Raw genomic sequence first — 15,686 nt, forward strand, 5'->3', positions numbered from 1 at the left:
TCGAGAACCAAAAATCCTATAGGATATATCCTATGGGAAGCAAGAAACCGCGCGCAGAGCGTGAGCCCTGCGCGCGGTTCGCCTCTTGCGAAGCGTGCGAGCCATGAACTGGCTCAGCCGCTAGTCGACCAGCTGAATGATCGCCATAGGAGCGTTGTCGCCCTTGCGGTTCCCGGCCTTGATGATCCGGGTGTAGCCGCCTTCGCGGTTGGCGAAGCGGGGCGCGACCTGCTCGAACAGGTCGTGCGTGGCGTCCTTGTTGCGCAGCTTGGCCAGCGCCAGACGGCGGTGGTGCAGCGTGCCCTTCTTGCCGTACGTGATGAGACGCTCGGCGTAGGGGCGCAGGCGGCGGGCCTTGGTCACCGTGGTGGTGATGCTGCCGTGCTCGAACAGGGAGGCCGCGAGGCCCGAGAGCATGAGCTTCTCGTGCGCCGGCGAACCGCCCAGACGCGGGCCCTTAGTGGGCTTAGGCATTTCTAACTCCAATTGCGTTGTCGCGGCCGGCCGTTTTACGGAACCGACCGCCAGAAAAATCGAGCGGTTTAGAGCTCTTCGGTCTCGCGGAGATCTTCACCGTCTTCTTCGTACTCGTCGTTGTCGGCGACCGGCGACCCGCCGTAGGCCACAGCGGCCTCGCTCGGGTCGAAGGTGCCGGGCGAGTCCTTGAGGCTCAGGCCCATGCCGGCGAGCTTCATCTTGACCTCGTCGATCGACTTCTGCCCGAAGTTCCTTATGTCGAGCAGGTCCGCCTCGGTGCGGTTGATGAGTTCGCCAACGGTGTTGACGCCCTCGCGCTTGAGGCAGTTGTAGGACCGGACGGTCATGTCCAGGTCCTCGATCGGCAGCGCCAGATCAGCAGCGAGCTGCTGGTCGGCCGGGCTGGGGCCGACATCGATGCCCTCGGCCTCGGTGTCGAGCTCGCGGTACAGGCCGAACAGCTCCACCAGGGTGGAACCGGCCGACGCGAGCGCGGTGCGCGGCGTCGTGGACGGCTTGGACTCGACGTCGACGGTCAGCTTGTCGAAGTCGGTGCGCTGCTCGACGCGGGTCGCGTCGACGGAGTAGGCCACCTTGAGCACGGGCGAGTAGATCGAGTCGACCGGGATGCGGCCGATCTCGTTGGTCTCGCCCTTGTTGGCCGGCGACGAGACGTAGCCCCGGCCGCGCTCCACCACGAACTCCATGTCGATGCGGCCCTTGGAGTTCAGGGTCGCGAGCTTGAGTTCGGGGTTGTGGACCTGCACGCCGGCGGGCGGCTGGATGTCCCCGGCGAGGACCTCGCCCGGACCTTCCTTGCGCAGGTACATGGTGGCCGGCTCGTCGTTCTCCGAGGAGACGCAGATCTGCTTGACGTTCAGCACCAGTTCGACGACGTCTTCTTTCACGCCGGGAATGGTGGAGAACTCGTGCAGGACGCCGTCGATCTTGATCGACGTGACCGCCGCGCCCGGGATGGACGACAGCAGCGTGCGCCGCAGCGAGTTGCCGAGCGTGTAGCCGAAACCGGGCTCCAGGGGTTCGATCGTGAACTTGGAGCGGGTCGGGCTGATCTGCTGCTCGGAGAGCGTGGGCCGCTGAGTGATAAGCACTGTTGCGTGTTTCCTTTGTTCGGGGCGCCCGCTATTTGACGCCTAAAACTCATGGATTATTCGGTGACGATATCCGCTTGGGTGGCGCTGCGCGTATTAGACGCGGCGACGCTTCGGCGGGCGGCAGCCGTTGTGCGGCTGCGGGGTGACGTCGTTGATCGAGCCGACCTCGAGGCCGACGGCCTGGAGGGAGCGGATCGCGGTCTCGCGGCCCGAACCCGGGCCCTTGACGTAGACGTCGACCTTGCGCATGCCGTTGTCCATCGCACGGCGGGCGGCGGCCTCGGCGGCCATCTGCGCGGCGTACGGGGTGGACTTGCGCGAGCCCTTGAAACCGACCTGGCCGGAAGAGGCCCAGGCGATCACAGCACCGGTCGGGTCGGTGATCGACACGATGGTGTTGTTGAAGGTGCTCTTGATGTGGGCGTGCCCGTGGGGCACGTTCTTCTTCTTGGCGCGCGGGTTCTTGGAACCGCCGCGAGTCTTCGGTGGCATCAGCTGGTCTCCTAACGTGCCTTCTTCTTGCCCGCGACGGTCTTCTTCGGACCCTTGCGAGTACGGGCATTGGTCTTGGTCCGCTGACCGTGGACCGGAAGGCCGTAGCGGTGACGGAGACCCTGGTAGCAGTTGATCTCGATCTTGCGGCGAATGTCCGCCTGCACCTCGCGGCGCAGGTCACCTTCGACCTGGTAGTGCTCTTCGATGTGCGTACGAAGCTGCACGAGCTCTTCGTCGGTGAGGTCCTTGACGCGCTTGTCGCGGTCGAGGCCGGTCGCCGCGATCGTCTCAAGCGAGCGCGTGCGGCCGATGCCGAAAATGTAGGTGAGTGCGATCTCCAGGCGCTTGTCGCGCGGGAGGTCGACTCCAACCAGGCGTGCCATTCAGGCGTACTCCTAGCGTTGTCGGAGGTCTGACCACTGCCTTCTCGTCGGGTCTGATCCCTGCCCTGATGGGCGATGCGAGCCTCGGCCTCCGAGCCGAGGGTTGTGCTGGCGCACTGGCGGCGGTTTCCCCTTCTGGGGCCTTTCTTGCTGGCGTATGTGCTGCGTTAGCCCTGACGCTGCTTGTGACGCGGGTCGGACGAGCAGATAACCATCACTCGTCCGTGCCTGCGGATCACGCGGCAGTTCTTGCAGATCACTTTGACGCTCGGCTTGACTTTCACGAGTCCTACTTACGTGTAGAAGTCAGGTCAGCGGTAGCGGTAGACAATCCGCCCGCGCGACAGGTCGTACGGCGAGAGCTCCACCACGACCCGGTCCTCGGGGAGGATTCGGATGTAGTTCTGGCGCATCTTGCCACTGATGTGGGCGAGTACTTTGTGGCCGTTGGTGAGCTCCACCCGGAACATTGCGTTCGGGAGGGACTCGACGACCTTGCCCTCAATCTCGATGGCACCGTCTTTTTTCGGCATGTCCTCCGCTACCGTGACAACTCGGTCTGAAAACCCCGCACCCATGATCAGGTCGGAGCTACTGGCACGCCGGTCCGAGGATTCGGGCGGCGCGGAAATGATGCAGCGTTACGTCGGTGAACTCGGGAAAAACCGCGATTCGCACGACGACCCACTCGGGGACGCACTGCACCACTGAGCGAGTCTACTCGCGTCCCAATACCGCCTACCAGGGGGTTAACCGTGACGGAGGGCACTAGGACGTGAGCGGGGCGCCGCCCGGTCTCCCGGTCGCCCGGAATGCCGGGCGGCGCTCATTGCACGCTCAGGCTTTTACTTCGAGTAGAACTCGACGATGAGCTGCTCGTCGCAGATCACGGGGACCTGCTTGCGCTCGGGCACCGAGAGGAAGCGGGCGATCAGGCCTTCGAGGTGAGCCTCGATGTAGGCCGGAGTCACTTCGCCCGCCCAGGCGCCGGCGGCGGCCAGCTGGAACGGCGTGGTCTCGCGGGACTTCTTGCGCACCTGCACGAAGTCGCCGGCCTTGAGCCGGTAGGACGCGATGTCGACCTTGCGGCCGTTCACGGTGAAGTGGCCGTGGTTCACGAACTGCCGCGCCTGGTAGATGGTGCGGGCGAAGCCGGCGCGGAGCACGAAGGCGTCCAGGCGGGACTCGAGCAGCGTCACCAGGTTCTCACCGGTCTTGCCGGGCTTGCGCACGGCCTCGGCGTAGGCGTTCCGCAGCTGGCGCTCAGAGATGTTGTACTGCGCGCGCAGACGCTGCTTCTCGACGAGCTGGTTCTTGTAGTCCGATTCCTTCTTGCGGCCGCGGCCGTGCTGCCCCGGAGGGTAGGGACGGCGCTCCATGTACTTGGCGGCCTTCGGCGTCAGAGCGATGCCGAGGGATCGGGAAAGCTTGACTTTCGCCTTAGCTTGCAATGATCTCTCCAGTAATTCATGCGTCGCCTCGAAGAAGATACGAGGCACAGTACGCTCCTGACCAGCAGGAACGCGTGAGTGTAGCGCGCTCAGTTATGCACTCAAGGGAACCTTGAGGACTGGCGCGCACACGGTGATGCAGTAGCCGACACCACGGAAGCACCGCGGGTCAACTCAGCCAGGGTACTCGCCGTGCTCAGGAGCGTCGAGCACGGGCCTCCGCGAGAGTGACCAGGCGCTCTACGAGCTCGCCGTACGAGATGCCGTAGGCGTCGAACGCCTGGGGCACGCCGCTCATCGGCGTCATGCCCGGCATGGTGTTCACCTCATTGAGGTACACCACGCCGTCCTCGCCGAGGAAGCAGTCGACGCGCGCCAGGTCGCGGCAGTCCAGCAGCCGGAAGACCTTGCGGGCGAGCGCCTGGGCCTGCTCGGCCACGCCCTCGGGGTAGTCCGGGTGGAGGTTGAACGGCTCGGGGTTGTCGAGGTACTTCGCTTCGAAGTCGAACCAGCCGTCCTCGCCCTTGGCGAGGACCTCGAGCGGGAAGGTGATCTCCAGGTCGCCGTCGAGCGTCTCGACGACGCCCATCTCGATCTCACGGGCGTTCACGAAGCCGGCCTCGAAGACGACCTTCTCGTCGACCTCGCGGGCCTTCTCGACCGCGGCGGCGAGTTCGGCCCCCGAGTTGACCTTGCTGATGCCCAGGCTCGAGCCGGCGCGCGCGGGCTTGACGAAGATCGGGAGGCCGAGCTTACTGATGACCGCTTCGGCGTCGAGCTGCTCGCCGGCCTTGAGGACGTCGAACGCGCCCTGCGGGACGCCTTCGGCGGCGAGGAGTCGCTTGCTGAACTCCTTGTCCATGCACAGCGAGCTCGAGAGCACGCCGGAGCCCACATAGGGGGCGCCGGCCATCTCGAACAGGCCCTGGATCGTGCCGTCCTCGCCGAAGGGGCCGTGCAGGACCGGGAAGAGGACGTCCGCGATCGGCTCCGCGCCGGGGCCGAGGTCGACCGCGACGGCCTTGCCGGCCTCGGCGGTGACCTCGGGGAGGGCATCGGGGGACTCGATCGCGAACACGGTGTCGGGCGCGAGCTCGACCCATTCGCCGCTGCGGGTGATGCCGATCGTGGTCACGTCGAAGCCGCGCTCGCGCAGGGCCTTGGCGACGCCGGAGCCGGAGGCGCACGAGACCGGCTGTTCCACACTGCGTCCGCCGAAGAAGACGGCGACGGTCGGTTTAGTCATTGTCGGACCTCAAACTGTCGATTTCGGGTTTGGTCTCGCGTCCCATGAGTTCGGCGACCGCGGCTCTGGGGTCGAGTCCCTCGTGGCAGACCCGTTCCACGGCATCGCAGATCGGCATCTCCACGCCCACCTTGCGGGCGAGGTCGGTGATGGAACGGCAGCTCTTGACGCCCTCGGCGGTCTGCTTGGTGACGCGGGCGGCCTCTTCCAAGGTGGCCCCGAGCCCCAGCTGCTCGCCGAAGGTGTGGTTGCGCGACAGGGGGGACGAGCAGGTCGCGACGAGGTCGCCGAGCCCGGCGAGCCCGGCGAACGTGGTCGGGTCCGCGCCCAGGCGCACGCCGAGGCGGGTGGTCTCGGCCAGGCCCCGCGTGATGATCGTGGCCTTCGTGTTGTCGCCCATGCCCATCCCCGCGGCCATGCCGTAGGCGAGGGCGATGACGTTCTTGACCGCGCCGCCGAGCTCGCAGCCGACGACGTCGGTGTTCGTGTACGGCCGGAAGTAGGAGGTCGTGACGGCCTTCTGCACGTCCACGGCGCGGCCGTGGTCGACGCATGCCACGACCGAGGCCGTGGGCTGCTCCTCGGCGATCTCGCGCGCCAGGTTCGGGCCCGACAGGACCGCGATCCGCGATTCGGCCGCGCCGGTGACCTCGGCGATGACCTCGGTCATCCGCTCGGTCGAACCGAGCTCGATGCCCTTCATGAGGCTCAGGAGGGTCGCGACCGGCTCGAGGTGCTCCTTCCAGACGGCGAGGTTGCCCCGCAGCGTCTGGCTCGGGACGGACAGGACCACGAGGTCCGCGCCCTGCAGCGCCACGGCCGCGTCGTCAGTGGCGCTCACCAGGCCCGGCAGCTCGATGTCCGGGAAGTAGTCCGGGTTGCGGTGGGTCGCGTTGATCGCCTCGGCGACCTCGGCCCGCCTGGCCCACACGGTGACCGGCGTCCCGGCGTCGGCGAGGATCTTGGCGAACACGGTTCCCCAGGAACCGGCCCCCATGACGGCTGCTCTCACTCAGAAGACTCGCTTTCTTCGGATCGGTGCTGCCGGGGATCGAACAAAGGGGGTGCTTCCTGGCCGCGGATCTCGGCGAGGCCCGCGCGCAGGGCCTCCATGATGCGGTCGGTGACCGCGGCGAGGTCTTCGCGGGTGGGTTCCTTGCCCTCCCAGGGGGAGAGGTCGACGGCCGGGAGCGCCGCCACGGTGACGGGCTTGCGGCCGAGCTTGAACTTGGGGTCGCGCCTGCGGTCGTGGATGCCGAGGGCGCCCCACTGCACGATCGGGATCACGGGCGCGCCGGAGTCCAGGGCGAGGCGGGCGATGCCGGTCTTGCCGCGCATCGGCCAGCGGTCCGGTTCCTTCGTGACCGTGCCCTCCGGGGACATGATCACCACGTGCCCTTGGGCGAGTTCGCGTTCGAGGGTCCGCAGCGAGTCGGCCGCCTCGGCGCTGCCGCGCTTGACGGGGATCTGGCCGGTGCTGCGCACGAGCGGGCCGACCAGCGGAATGCGCAGGATCGACTCCTTGAGGAGGAACCTGGGGTGGCGGCCGGCGTTGTACACGTAATGGACGACCAGGAGCGGGTCGATGTCCGAGTAGTGGTTCCAGACCAGGATCGCGGGGCCCTTGAGCGGGACGTGCTCCATGCCGGACCACGAGCGCTTGGTGAGTCCCAGCATGCCGCCCTTGACGAGGTTCGCGTAGACGCGGACGTCGGGGCGGAGGGCGTCGCCGCCGCGGCGGCGGAAGGTGTACTGCGCCTCGGGCCTCGGCTCGGTCACCTGCTGGCTCGCTTTCTCGGGGAAGGGCTCCGGCCGGATGGGCTCGGCCTGTGCCGTCGTGTACGGGATCGTCAGTGCATTGCACTCTAACGCCCGCGCCGGGCCCTTCAGGCGACGGTAAGCAAAGCGTGGGGTTTGACTCCTCGTCGCGGGCCGCACCGCTACGTCGCGTGAACTCCCAGGTACGCGGCGCGCGACCGGTTGAGCGCCAGGCGAGGACGGTGGTACTCCAGGCTTGCGCGGAACCCGCTATGATGTCATCATAGAGTCACAATGACATCTAACCTGCCGACCGCCCGGGTCGGCTCGAATCTCGACTCGACTCGGAGTGAGTGACATGAACTGGCGTCTCTTCGGCTGGCTTGCCGCCCTGTTCGGCGGCGCGGTCCTCGCCGTGATCATCGTGGTGAACGTGATCCAATTCGTGCTCGGAGCGATCGGCGGCATCCTCGCCTTCATCTTCAACTTCGCCCTCTTCATCGCCATCGTCGGCGGCATCGTCTGGCTCGGCCTCAAGGCCAAGAAGGCCATCGGCGGCCGCAACAACCCCCAGATCCGGAAGTAGTTCCGGAAAAAAGCGGCACAGCCGGAAGTAGTTCCGGAAAAAGCGGCACAGCCGGAAGTAGTTCCGGCTCCCCCTGGCGGACGCTCGCTTTCCCGGCCCGCATGGGCCAAGCTGAGACCATGCAGGGCACCGTCTCGAACTTCAACGAGGACACCTCAGGCGAGGTCGTCTTGGACAACGGCCGCCGCGTCGCCTTCGACGCGGCGGCCTTCGCCGTCTCCGGCCTGCGGTTCCTCCGCCTCGGCCAGCGCGTGCACCTCGATGTCGACTCGGACGGCGCGGTCGTCGCCGTCCGCATCCCCACCATGCGCGCCTAGACGTCCCGCGCACGGCCTCCTCCGCGCGGGTGGCAGGCCTCCCGCGATTGGGCAAGTCCCAGTACCGTATGAGGCGTGAGTGTGGAACAGGACACTGTCGGGAACGGGGCGCCGCAGAGGCAGGTCGCCGCCGCCGGCGGACTGTTGTGGCGCAACGGCGAGCGCGGCGTCGTCGAAGTGATCGCCGTGTGGCGCCCCAAGGTCGGGAACTGGTCGCTGCCGAAGGGCAAGCTCGACCCCGGCGAGCACCCGCTCACGGCGGCGTGCCGCGAGGTCGAGGAGGAGACCGGGATCCCGGTCATCCCGCAGATGCGGCTGTGCCGGGCCTCGTACGTGCTCCCGAATCCCGAAGGGGACGTGCTGAAGTACGTCGACTACTGGTCCATGCGCACGGAGAAGCCCGATGCGGCGTTCATCGCCGACGAGGAGATCGGCGAGCGCCGCTGGATCACCCTCGCGGAGGCGCGGGAGGCGCTGACGCGGCCGCGGGACCAGCAGGTGCTCAGGGCGTTCGGGGAGCTGCCTCCGGTGACCGCGACGGTGCTGCTGATGGCGCCGGCGGAGGTCGAGCAGGCTTGGGACGGGCCCGAGGTGACGCGGCCGTTGAGCCCGCGCGGGCAGGACCAGGCGGTTCGGGTGGCGGCGCTGGCGTCGCTGTACCAGCCGGATCGGGCGTTCAGCGCCACCGGCCGGGCGAGCGTGCAGACACTGGAGCCGATCGCGCAGGCGGTGCGGTGCAGGCTGAGCGGTGATACGGCGTTCGACACCGAAGCGCACGAACGCAATCCCGAGCGCTCGAGCGGGCGCCTGCGCGAGCTGGCGGGCGGCGGCGGGACGGCGATCATCTGCGCCGAGACGGAAGTCGTGAGCGACACGGTCGCGATCCTCGCGGACGAGGACGGTCTCGAGACCGCCGATGTCTCGACCAGGCCCGGCGAGGCGTGGGTGTTGTCGCTGTCGGGGCAGAAGCTCGTGGGCGTGGAGCGGCTCTAACGGATCGCGGTCGCCGCGGCGCGTTTCGCGGGCAGCGGCCGAGCCGCTGAGCGCCGTATCGCAGGCCCGGTCTCGGCGAAGCTTGCGAACCGTCAATCGGCGCTGTCAATACTCTGACACAGGGGCACGACAGTGCCGCGGGCTCGACCGCTCGCGGTCGCTGTTTGCGGGCACGGACAGAGGTCTCGGGCGCCGTATCGCGGGCCCGGTCTCGGCGAAGCTTGCGAGCCGTCAATCGGCACTGTCAATACCCTGACGGACGGGTACGACATCCCGTGCGGCCGTGGCAGGGGTCACGGCCGTCGGCAAGGGTGCGTTCCCGCCTCCTGGACCGCTCAGGTGCCTCCTGCGGGTGTTAGCGGTACCGTTGGCCGCCCACTGCTCTGTGTGCGCCGTAGCGCGCCTACAAGGAGGAATGCCGCCGTGCCGGACCGCTCCCCCACCGCCCTCCAGAACTGGGCCGGGAACATCCGCTTCTCCCCCAGCCGCTTCGAGGCGCCCGCCACGCTCGACGAGGCCCGCGCAGTCGTCGCCGCCGCGCCGCGCCTGCGCGTGCTCGGCTCGGGCCACTCGTTCAACGCGATCGCCGCCTCGGACGCGACGATGATCTCCCTCGCCGGCATCGAGCCCGAGGTGCACATCAACGCCCTTACCGGCACCGTCCGCGCCTCCGGCTGGATCACCTACGCCGCCTTGAGCGACGCCGTGCACCGCGCCGGCTTCGCCCTGCACAACATGGCGTCCCTGCCGCACATCTCCGTCGCCGGCTCGATCGCGACCGGCACGCACGGTTCGGGCGACCGCAACGGGAACCTCGCGACCGCCGTGGCCGCCATCGAGTTCATCGGCCCCGACGGGGAGCTGCGCACGGTCGCGCGCGGCGACGAGGACTTCCCCGGTTCCGTCGTCCACCTGGGCGCCTTGGGCGTCGTGCACACGGTGACCCTGGACCTCGTGCCCGGCTTCGAGATGCGCCAGTACGTCTACGACGGCCTGGCGTTCGACCAGGCGCTCGCGCATTTCGACGAGCTGACCTCCTCGGCCTACAGCACCAGCCTGTTCACCGCATGGGGCGCGTCCCCCTCGTTCCAGTACTGGGTGAAGCAGCGCACGGCCGACCAGACCCACCCGTTCCCGCAGGCGAATTGGTACGGGGCGCCGCTGGCGGACGGCAAGCGGCACCCGGTGCCGGGCGTCGACCCGGAGGCGTGCACGGTGCAGCAGGGCCAGACCGGCCCGTGGCACGAGCGCCTGCCGCACTTCAAGCCCGAGTTCACGCCCAGCGCGGGCGACGAGCTGCAGTCGGAGTTCCTGGTCGACCGGGCGGACGCGCCCGCGGCGCTCGAGGCGCTGGCGGGGCTGGGCGAGCGGCTCGGCTCGGTGGTGCAGATCTGCGAGGTGCGCACGATGGCGGCCGACGACCTGTGGTTGTCGCCCGCATTCGGGCGCGACACTGTGGGGCTGCATTTCACTTGGGTGAGCGACTTCGGGGCGGTCGCTCCGGTGATGTCGGCGGCGGAGGCCGCTTTGGAACCGTTCTCACCGCGACCCCATTGGGGCAAATTGTTTTCGATACCAATGGATGAAGTCCGCTCGCGTTATCCGCGAATGGGCGACTTCGAGAAACTCCGCGCTCGCGTCGATCCAGAGGGGAAGTTCGGCAATGACTTCTCCGACGCAGTCGCGGGCGGTGCCGCGAACCAGTAGGCGGTGCCGTCTGAGGCGCCTGCCCGTGTAAAGCCGTGTAAAGCAGCGAGGGCATTCAGGCGGCTCCTGAATGCCCTCTTCCCCGTGCGAGTTCGGACGGGCGCCTCACCGCGTGCCCCGAACCGCTTCGGGGCCGCGGCATCAGCTGCGTCCGCGCTTCGTGGTCTTCTTCGCCGCCGTCTTCTTCGCGGCGGGCTTCGCCGCGGTCTTGCGCACGGCCTTCTTCGCGGTCGAGGCCTTCTTGGCCGTGGTCTTCTTCGCCGCGGTCTTCTTGGCCCCCACGCGGCTCGTGGCGGTCGAGCGGGTCGCGGTGGACGCGGCGCGGGTGGTCTTCTTGGCGGCCGTCTTCTTGGTCGCCGCCTTCTTCGCGGTGGCCTTCTTGGCCGGCGCCGCCTTCTTGGCGGTGGCCGACTTCGCGGCCTTGCGCTTGCCGGTCACGAGCTCCTTGAAGCCGGTGCCCGGACGGAACGCGGGGACGACGGTCTTCTTGACCTTCACCGCTTCCCCGGTGCGCGGGTTGCGCGCCATGCGAGCGGCGCGTGCGCGCTTCTCGAAGACGCCGAAACCGGCGAAGGAGACTTTCTCCCCTTTCACCACCGCGCGCTGTATCTCGTCGATCGCGACATCCACGACTTCTTTCGCAGCGGCCCGGTCGCCAGTGCGTGCGGCGATCCGTTCGACGAACTCTGCCTTGTTCACGAGTCCTACCCTCCCGATAGTCCTTGAAGCCATACCAGCTTGTTAAGCGCACGTTATGACGTTTCGAAAGCGAACGCAACTGTTTCCGCGAAAATAGACCCGTTGTGTCGCAGGGAATTTTTATTCAGGTGCCCGAAATCGACGCTCGCAACCCCGTTGGGAGGGACCCGAACACGCCTGGAGCCGGTGGCATCGCCACCGGCTCCGTACGTGAGGTCTAACTGGATCGCGCTCCCGGACACTAGACCTGAGCGGGGAGAGTCCTAGGCCGCCAAGCGTCCCGGTTCGACTCGAAGCCCGCGATCTTGTCCTCGTCGCGCAGCGTCAGGGCCACGTCGTCGAGCCCTTCCATCATGCGCCAGCGCAGGAACTCGTCGAACTCGAAGCCCCAGGTGCGGTCGCCCGCACGGACTTCGCACGCCTCGAGGTCGACCGTGGTCTCCGCCTCCGGGTGCAGTTCGGCGCGGAGCCACAGCTCCTCGACGGCCGCCTCGGGCAGCTCCACAGTCAACAGACCGTTCTTGAGGGAGTTGCCGCGGAAGATGTCGCCGAAGCGCGGGGCGATGACCGCCTTGAACCCGTAGTCCTTCAGGGCCCAGACGGCGTGCTCGCGCGAGGAGCCGGTGCCGAACTCGGTGCCGGTGACCAGGATCGTGGCGCTGCGGTACTCCGGCTGGTTGAGGAGGAACTTCTCGTCCTCGCGCCACTCGGCGAACAGGCCGTCCTCGAACCCGGTCTTGGTGACCCGCTTGAGGTACACGGCCGGGATGATCTGGTCGGTGTCGACGTTGGAGCGTCGCAGCGGGGCGACGCTGCCGGTGTGGGTCGTGAACTTGTCCATGATTCCCTGCCCTTCCTACAGATCCGCCGGGCTGGCGAGGTGGCCGGTGACGGCCGTGGCGGCGGCGACGGCCGGGCTCACCAGGTGCGTGCGCCCGCCCTTGCCTTGGCGTCCCTCGAAGTTGCGGTTCGAGGTGGAGGCGGCGCGCTGGCCGGGCGTCAGCTGGTCCGGGTTCATGCCCAGGCACATCGAGCAGCCGGCGAAGCGCCAGTCGGCGCCCGCGTCGATGAAGACCTTGTCGAGGCCTTCGGCGATGGCCTGCTCGCGGACCTTGGCGGAGCCGGGCACGACCATCATGTTGACGGTCTCGGCGACCTTGCGGCCCTTGATGACCTCGGCGGCGGTGCGCAGGTCCTCGATGCGGCCGTTGGTGCACGAGCCGAGGAAGACGACGTCGACGCCGATCTCGCGCATCGGCGTGCCGGCCTCGAGGCCCATGTACTCCAGGGCCCCGGCGGCGGTGGTGCGCGCGATCGGGTCCTCGAAGTCCTCGGGTGCGGGGACGGTGCCGGAGAGCTCGACGCCCTGCCCGGGGTTGGTGCCCCAGGTGACGAACGGGCTCAGCGAGGCCGCGTCGATGACGATCTCCTTGTCGAAGACGGCGCCCTCGTCGGTCTTGAGGGTCTGCCAGTACGCGACGGCGGCGTCCCAGTCCTCGCCCTGGGGCGCGTGCGGGCGGCCCTTGACGTAGGCGGCGGTCTTCTCGTCCGGGGCGATCATGCCGGCCTTGGCGCCCCACTCGATGGACATGTTGCACACCGTCATGCGGCCTTCCATCGAGAGCTCCTCGATGGCCTGGCCGCGGTACTCGACGATGTGGCCCTTGCCGCCGCCGGTGCCGGTGATGGAGATGATCTTGAGGATCAGGTCCTTCGCCGAGACGCCTTCGGGCAGCGAGCCGTTCACGGTGACGGCCATGTACTTCGGCTTCGCCTGCGGCAGGGTCTGCGTGGCGAGCACGTGCTCGACCTCGCTGGTGCCGATGCCGAACGCGATCGAGCCGAACGCGCCGTGCGTCGAAGTGTGGGAGTCGCCGCACACGACGGTCATGCCCGGCTGGGTGAGTCCCAGCTGGGGTCCCACGACGTGGACGACGCCCTGGTTCTCGTCACCGAGCGAGTGGATGCGGACGCCGAACTCTTCGCAGTTGGCGCGGAGCGTCTCGATCTGCTTGCGGCTGGTCGGGTCCGCGATGGTGAAGAGGTTGTCGGTGGGCGTGTTGTGGTCCTCGGTCGCGATCGTGAGATCGGTCCGGCGGACTTTGCGCCCCGCCACCCGGAGGCCGTCGAAGGCCTGGGGGCTGGTCACCTCGTGAAGGAGGTGCAGGTCGATGTAGAGCAGATCGGGTTGCTGGCCGCCCGTGCGTACCGTGTGGGCGTCCCAGACCTTCTGCGCGAGGGTGCGCGGTGCCGTTCCCTCGGATTCGTGTGGTGTAGGTGACATCTCTGTTCCCAGTCGTTGGACTTCTCGAAATATGGGAGGTAATGTTCAGCTCGTGAGAACGAATACTATCAGCGGAGTCGGCGTCCTTGACAAGGCGGTGCTCATCCTCACGGCTTGCACCAACGGCGCCAGCCTGGCTGAGCTCGTGCACGAGACCGGATTGCCCAGGGCCACGGCCCACCGGCTCGCACAGGCCCTCGAAGCCCACGAGATGCTGCAACGCGACCACGAGGGCCGTTGGCGCCCCGGCCCGAAACTCGGCGAGCTCGCCGGGTCGACGGCCGACGTCCTCCTCAGTGCCGCCGAACCAGTGCTCAACCTCCTCCGCGACCAGACGGGCGAATCGACCCAGCTGTACCGCAGGCGAGCCGACGAACGCGTCTGCGTGGCCGCCGCCGAGCGCGCCTCCGGGCTGCGCGACACGGTGCCCGTCGGCGCGGGCCTCCCGATGACCGCCGGTTCCGGCGCGCAGGTGCTGCTCGCCTGGGAACCGCCGGAAGGGATCCTGCCGCTCCTGCCCAAGTGCCGGTTCTCGTCGAAGACCCTCGCCGAGGTCCGCCGCCGCGGCTTCGCGCAGTCGGTCGCCGAACGCGAGCCCGGCGTGGTCAGCGTCTCGGCCCCGGTGCGGGACAAGACCGGCCGCGTGGTCGCCGCGATCTCGGTGTCCGGTCCCATAGAGCGTCTCGGACGCCGCCCGGGCGACCGCCTCGGCATGGCCGTCATCCGCGCCGGCCAGAAGCTCTCCGGCCTCTAACCCCCGTCCAACCCCCATTGTCGTCCCGAAAACGGCCCGGTGGCATCACGCTTTGAAAGAAGCGCAGCCACCGGGCCGTTCTGCGTTGTCCGAAGGTCAGGCGCCGCTGCCCTCGGCCAGGGCCGCTTCGGCCTTGGCGAGGTGCTTGGCGTGGGCCTGGTGCTCGCGTTCCAGGAGCGGCGATTCGGGGGCGTGGGCCTCGAGGTAGCGGATGGCGACCACGTCGTCCTGGCAGCGCCCGAACAGGTTCTGCAAGCGCTTGGCCTCGGACGCGATCGCCTCGGCGGGCTCGCCGAGGTCCGCGGCCGCCGCTTCGGCGGTGTAGCGGGTCCGCTTGGCGGCGTTGCGCGCCGTGTGGCGCGCTTCGTCCGGATCGGCGGCGCCCTCGATGGCGTCCAGTGCCCGTTCCAGGTCTCTTTGAGCGGCTTCGCCGATGGGGCCGAGCACGGATTCGACCGGTTGTGATGCTGCGGCCGCGTACTGCGGTGCGGTGGCCATGGCCTCGGCGGCGGCGAGGAGCTTGGTCGTGCGCTCGCGCGAGCAGGCCTGCGCGAGCGGCCCGTAGGCGAGGCGCTCCTGCTCGGCCAGTGCCTCGAACCAGTCAGGGCGCTCGTCGCCGAGGCGCTTGGCGAACCGCGTCCGCAGCACTTCGAGGTCGCGGACGCTGCCGAGTTCGTCGGCGAGCCAGCGCAGTCGCCTGCGGTTCAGCGGCATCGCCTCGTACAGGCCGGAGTAGGTCGACAGCAGCGATCGCAGCCGGCGGGTGGCGACCCGCATGCGGTGCACGGCGTCCGGTTCGGCGCGAATGACCGGTTCCCGGAACTGGTGCAGCGCCTCCACCTGGAGTGCGAGGTAGGTGTGAACGCCGGTCACGGCACTCGGTGTCGCTGTCATGGAACCTCCGCTGTCGCTGGGCCACCATTACAGCATCATGCGGGCAGCGGGCCCAAACCCGAAGGGCCGCAATCACAACGAGGCCGCGCCGGTCAGGCTTCGATCCAGCGCCTCACGAGGCCGCTGAAGGCCTGCTCGTTGGCCTCGGCCTCGGCGAGGTCCTTGAAGGCGACCACGGCGCGGTCGTTGGTCCGCCACTGCATGAGGCCCGTGTCGTCGGTGAACGCGAAGGTCTCGGCGTCCTCGCGGACCGCGGCGCCGCGGTGGAAGACCAGCTGCACGTCCTGCGACTTGAGCTGGAAGGTCACGCGGTCGTCGCCGCCGTAGCGGAAGCTCGGCGCGTTCCACTTGACCTGCTCGGTGATCCCCGGGTCGACGGCGAGGATCACGGCGCGCAGGTGCTCGACCGCGTCCTTGTGCGGATGGTCGAGCCGCTCCATGAGCTGATCGACCTTGTCGTTCCGATTGGTCATCGTCCGCGCACCTCGCACTCGTGGCAGCCGCGGCGCGGCCGGTGGGTCGATCGT

General features: G+C 68.2%; 19 protein-coding genes and 1 pseudogene. 5 read left to right on the plus strand and 15 right to left on the minus strand.

The window, feature by feature from the left end:
- Positions 1–126: 126 nt before the first annotated feature.
- The 10 genes and pseudogenes from rplQ to O2L52_RS12280 form a co-directional block, all read right to left on the minus strand.
- Positions 127–474 (minus strand): annotated as a pseudogene (gene rplQ, locus O2L52_RS12235) (50S ribosomal protein L17); the annotation flags it as partial.
- 68 nt (positions 475–542) lie between these two features.
- On the minus strand, positions 543–1,589 hold the full coding sequence (locus tag O2L52_RS12240) for a DNA-directed RNA polymerase subunit alpha (RefSeq protein ID WP_270115736.1): 1,047 nt from the start codon (positions 1,587–1,589) through the stop codon (positions 543–545).
- Between the two features lie 96 nt (positions 1,590–1,685).
- Positions 1,686–2,084: a 30S ribosomal protein S11 gene (gene rpsK / locus O2L52_RS12245; protein WP_136529806.1), complete on the minus strand. Its 399-nt coding sequence runs from the start codon at positions 2,082–2,084 to the stop codon at positions 1,686–1,688.
- Positions 2,085–2,095: 11 nt separating this feature from the next.
- A complete protein-coding gene (gene rpsM / locus O2L52_RS12250) occupies positions 2,096–2,470 on the minus strand; it encodes a 30S ribosomal protein S13 (protein ID WP_205325287.1) in 375 nt (124 codons plus the stop codon).
- Between the two features lie 167 nt (positions 2,471–2,637).
- A complete protein-coding gene (rpmJ, locus tag O2L52_RS12255) occupies positions 2,638–2,754 on the minus strand; it encodes a 50S ribosomal protein L36 (protein WP_081913453.1) in 117 nt (38 codons plus the stop codon).
- A 27-nt stretch (positions 2,755–2,781) separates the two neighbouring features.
- Positions 2,782–3,003 carry a translation initiation factor IF-1 gene (infA, locus tag O2L52_RS12260; RefSeq protein WP_026929479.1) on the minus strand — a complete coding sequence of 74 codons (222 nt, stop codon included), beginning with the start codon at positions 3,001–3,003 and terminating at the stop codon, positions 2,782–2,784.
- A gap of 312 nt (positions 3,004–3,315) precedes the next feature.
- The gene (gene rpsD / locus O2L52_RS12265; protein ID WP_344471048.1) at positions 3,316–3,921 is read right to left on the minus strand and encodes a 30S ribosomal protein S4; all 606 of its coding nucleotides are present in this window, start codon (positions 3,919–3,921) and stop codon (positions 3,316–3,318) included.
- Positions 3,922–4,117: 196 nt separating this feature from the next.
- Positions 4,118–5,167, minus strand: coding sequence for a D-alanine--D-alanine ligase family protein (locus O2L52_RS12270; RefSeq protein WP_270115739.1), 1,050 nt, complete (start codon positions 5,165–5,167; stop codon positions 4,118–4,120).
- Positions 5,160–6,164, minus strand: a complete 1,005-nt coding sequence (locus O2L52_RS12275) for an NAD(P)H-dependent glycerol-3-phosphate dehydrogenase (RefSeq protein ID WP_344471267.1) — start codon at positions 6,162–6,164, stop codon at positions 5,160–5,162. The genes O2L52_RS12270 and O2L52_RS12275 overlap by 8 nt, the downstream gene beginning before the upstream one ends.
- An 11-nt stretch (positions 6,165–6,175) precedes the next feature.
- Entirely contained in the window at positions 6,176–6,946 is a 771-nt protein-coding gene (locus tag O2L52_RS12280) for a lysophospholipid acyltransferase family protein (RefSeq protein ID WP_270115741.1), read from the minus strand.
- Positions 6,947–7,283: 337 nt separating this feature from the next.
- On the opposite strand from O2L52_RS12280, the gene O2L52_RS12285 reads away from it, so the two are divergent.
- The 4 genes from O2L52_RS12285 (at position 7,284) to O2L52_RS12300 (ending at position 10,528) form a co-directional block, all read left to right on the plus strand.
- Entirely contained in the window at positions 7,284–7,511 is a 228-nt protein-coding gene (locus O2L52_RS12285) for a hypothetical protein (protein WP_270115742.1), read from the plus strand.
- Between the two features lie 101 nt (positions 7,512–7,612).
- Positions 7,613–7,828 carry a cold-shock protein gene (locus O2L52_RS12290; protein ID WP_270115743.1) on the plus strand — a complete coding sequence of 72 codons (216 nt, stop codon included), beginning with the start codon at positions 7,613–7,615 and terminating at the stop codon, positions 7,826–7,828.
- 75 nt (positions 7,829–7,903) lie between these two features.
- Complete coding sequence (locus tag O2L52_RS12295; RefSeq protein WP_270115744.1) at positions 7,904–8,821, plus strand: NUDIX domain-containing protein; 918 nt, start codon at positions 7,904–7,906, stop codon at positions 8,819–8,821.
- A gap of 423 nt (positions 8,822–9,244) precedes the next feature.
- Positions 9,245–10,528 carry a D-arabinono-1,4-lactone oxidase gene (locus tag O2L52_RS12300; RefSeq protein WP_270115745.1) on the plus strand — a complete coding sequence of 428 codons (1,284 nt, stop codon included), beginning with the start codon at positions 9,245–9,247 and terminating at the stop codon, positions 10,526–10,528.
- A gap of 141 nt (positions 10,529–10,669) precedes the next feature.
- On the opposite strand, the gene O2L52_RS12305 is transcribed toward O2L52_RS12300, so the two are convergent.
- The 3 genes from O2L52_RS12305 to leuC all read right to left on the minus strand — a co-directional run bounded on the left by O2L52_RS12305 (position 10,670) and on the right by leuC (position 13,511).
- Entirely contained in the window at positions 10,670–11,227 is a 558-nt protein-coding gene (locus O2L52_RS12305; protein ID WP_270115746.1) for an HU family DNA-binding protein, read from the minus strand.
- Positions 11,228–11,468: 241 nt separating this feature from the next.
- On the minus strand, positions 11,469–12,068 hold the full coding sequence (gene leuD / locus O2L52_RS12310; RefSeq protein WP_270115747.1) for a 3-isopropylmalate dehydratase small subunit: 600 nt from the start codon (positions 12,066–12,068) through the stop codon (positions 11,469–11,471).
- A gap of 15 nt (positions 12,069–12,083) precedes the next feature.
- Positions 12,084–13,511, minus strand: a complete 1,428-nt coding sequence (leuC, locus tag O2L52_RS12315; protein WP_270115748.1) for a 3-isopropylmalate dehydratase large subunit — start codon at positions 13,509–13,511, stop codon at positions 12,084–12,086.
- Positions 13,512–13,578: 67 nt separating this feature from the next.
- Here leuC and O2L52_RS12320 point away from each other — a divergent pair, with 67 nt between their 5' ends.
- Positions 13,579–14,265, plus strand: a complete 687-nt coding sequence (locus tag O2L52_RS12320) for an IclR family transcriptional regulator (protein WP_344469158.1) — start codon at positions 13,579–13,581, stop codon at positions 14,263–14,265.
- Between the two features lie 96 nt (positions 14,266–14,361).
- Here the strand turns inward: O2L52_RS12320 and O2L52_RS12325 are convergent, their stop codons facing one another.
- Positions 14,362–15,159 carry a CHAD domain-containing protein gene (locus O2L52_RS12325; RefSeq protein ID WP_270115749.1) on the minus strand — a complete coding sequence of 266 codons (798 nt, stop codon included), beginning with the start codon at positions 15,157–15,159 and terminating at the stop codon, positions 14,362–14,364.
- 92 nt (positions 15,160–15,251) lie between these two features.
- Entirely contained in the window at positions 15,252–15,632 is a 381-nt protein-coding gene (locus O2L52_RS12330) for a DUF1801 domain-containing protein (protein ID WP_270115750.1), read from the minus strand.
- Between the last annotated feature and the right edge of the window lie 54 nt (positions 15,633–15,686).

Origin of the sequence: Glycomyces algeriensis, from assembly GCF_027622855.1 — a bacterium.
Lineage (GTDB): Bacteria > Actinomycetota > Actinomycetes > Mycobacteriales > Micromonosporaceae > Glycomyces > Glycomyces algeriensis.

Bases quoted from the DNA above. Each gene is read 5' to 3' on its own strand.
- rpsK (WP_136529806.1), bottom strand. From the start codon at position 2,084: ATGCCACCGAAGACTCGCGGCGGTTCCAAGAACCCGCGCGCCAAGAAG.
- rpsM (WP_205325287.1), bottom strand. From the start codon at position 2,470: ATGGCACGCCTGGTTGGAGTCGACCTCCCGCGCGACAAGCGCCTGGAG.
- infA (WP_026929479.1), bottom strand. From the start codon at position 3,003: ATGCCGAAAAAAGACGGTGCCATCGAGATTGAGGGCAAGGTCGTCGAG.
- O2L52_RS12270 (WP_270115739.1), bottom strand. From the start codon at position 5,167: ATGACTAAACCGACCGTCGCCGTCTTCTTCGGCGGACGCAGTGTGGAA.
- O2L52_RS12275 (WP_344471267.1), bottom strand. From the start codon at position 6,164: ATGGGGGCCGGTTCCTGGGGAACCGTGTTCGCCAAGATCCTCGCCGAC.
- O2L52_RS12285 (WP_270115742.1), top strand. From the start codon at position 7,284: ATGAACTGGCGTCTCTTCGGCTGGCTTGCCGCCCTGTTCGGCGGCGCG.
- O2L52_RS12290 (WP_270115743.1), top strand. From the start codon at position 7,613: ATGGGCCAAGCTGAGACCATGCAGGGCACCGTCTCGAACTTCAACGAG.
- leuD (WP_270115747.1), bottom strand. From the start codon at position 12,068: ATGGACAAGTTCACGACCCACACCGGCAGCGTCGCCCCGCTGCGACGC.
- leuC (WP_270115748.1), bottom strand. From the start codon at position 13,511: ATGTCACCTACACCACACGAATCCGAGGGAACGGCACCGCGCACCCTC.
- O2L52_RS12325 (WP_270115749.1), bottom strand. From the start codon at position 15,159: ATGACAGCGACACCGAGTGCCGTGACCGGCGTTCACACCTACCTCGCA.
- O2L52_RS12330 (WP_270115750.1), bottom strand. From the start codon at position 15,632: ATGACCAATCGGAACGACAAGGTCGATCAGCTCATGGAGCGGCTCGAC.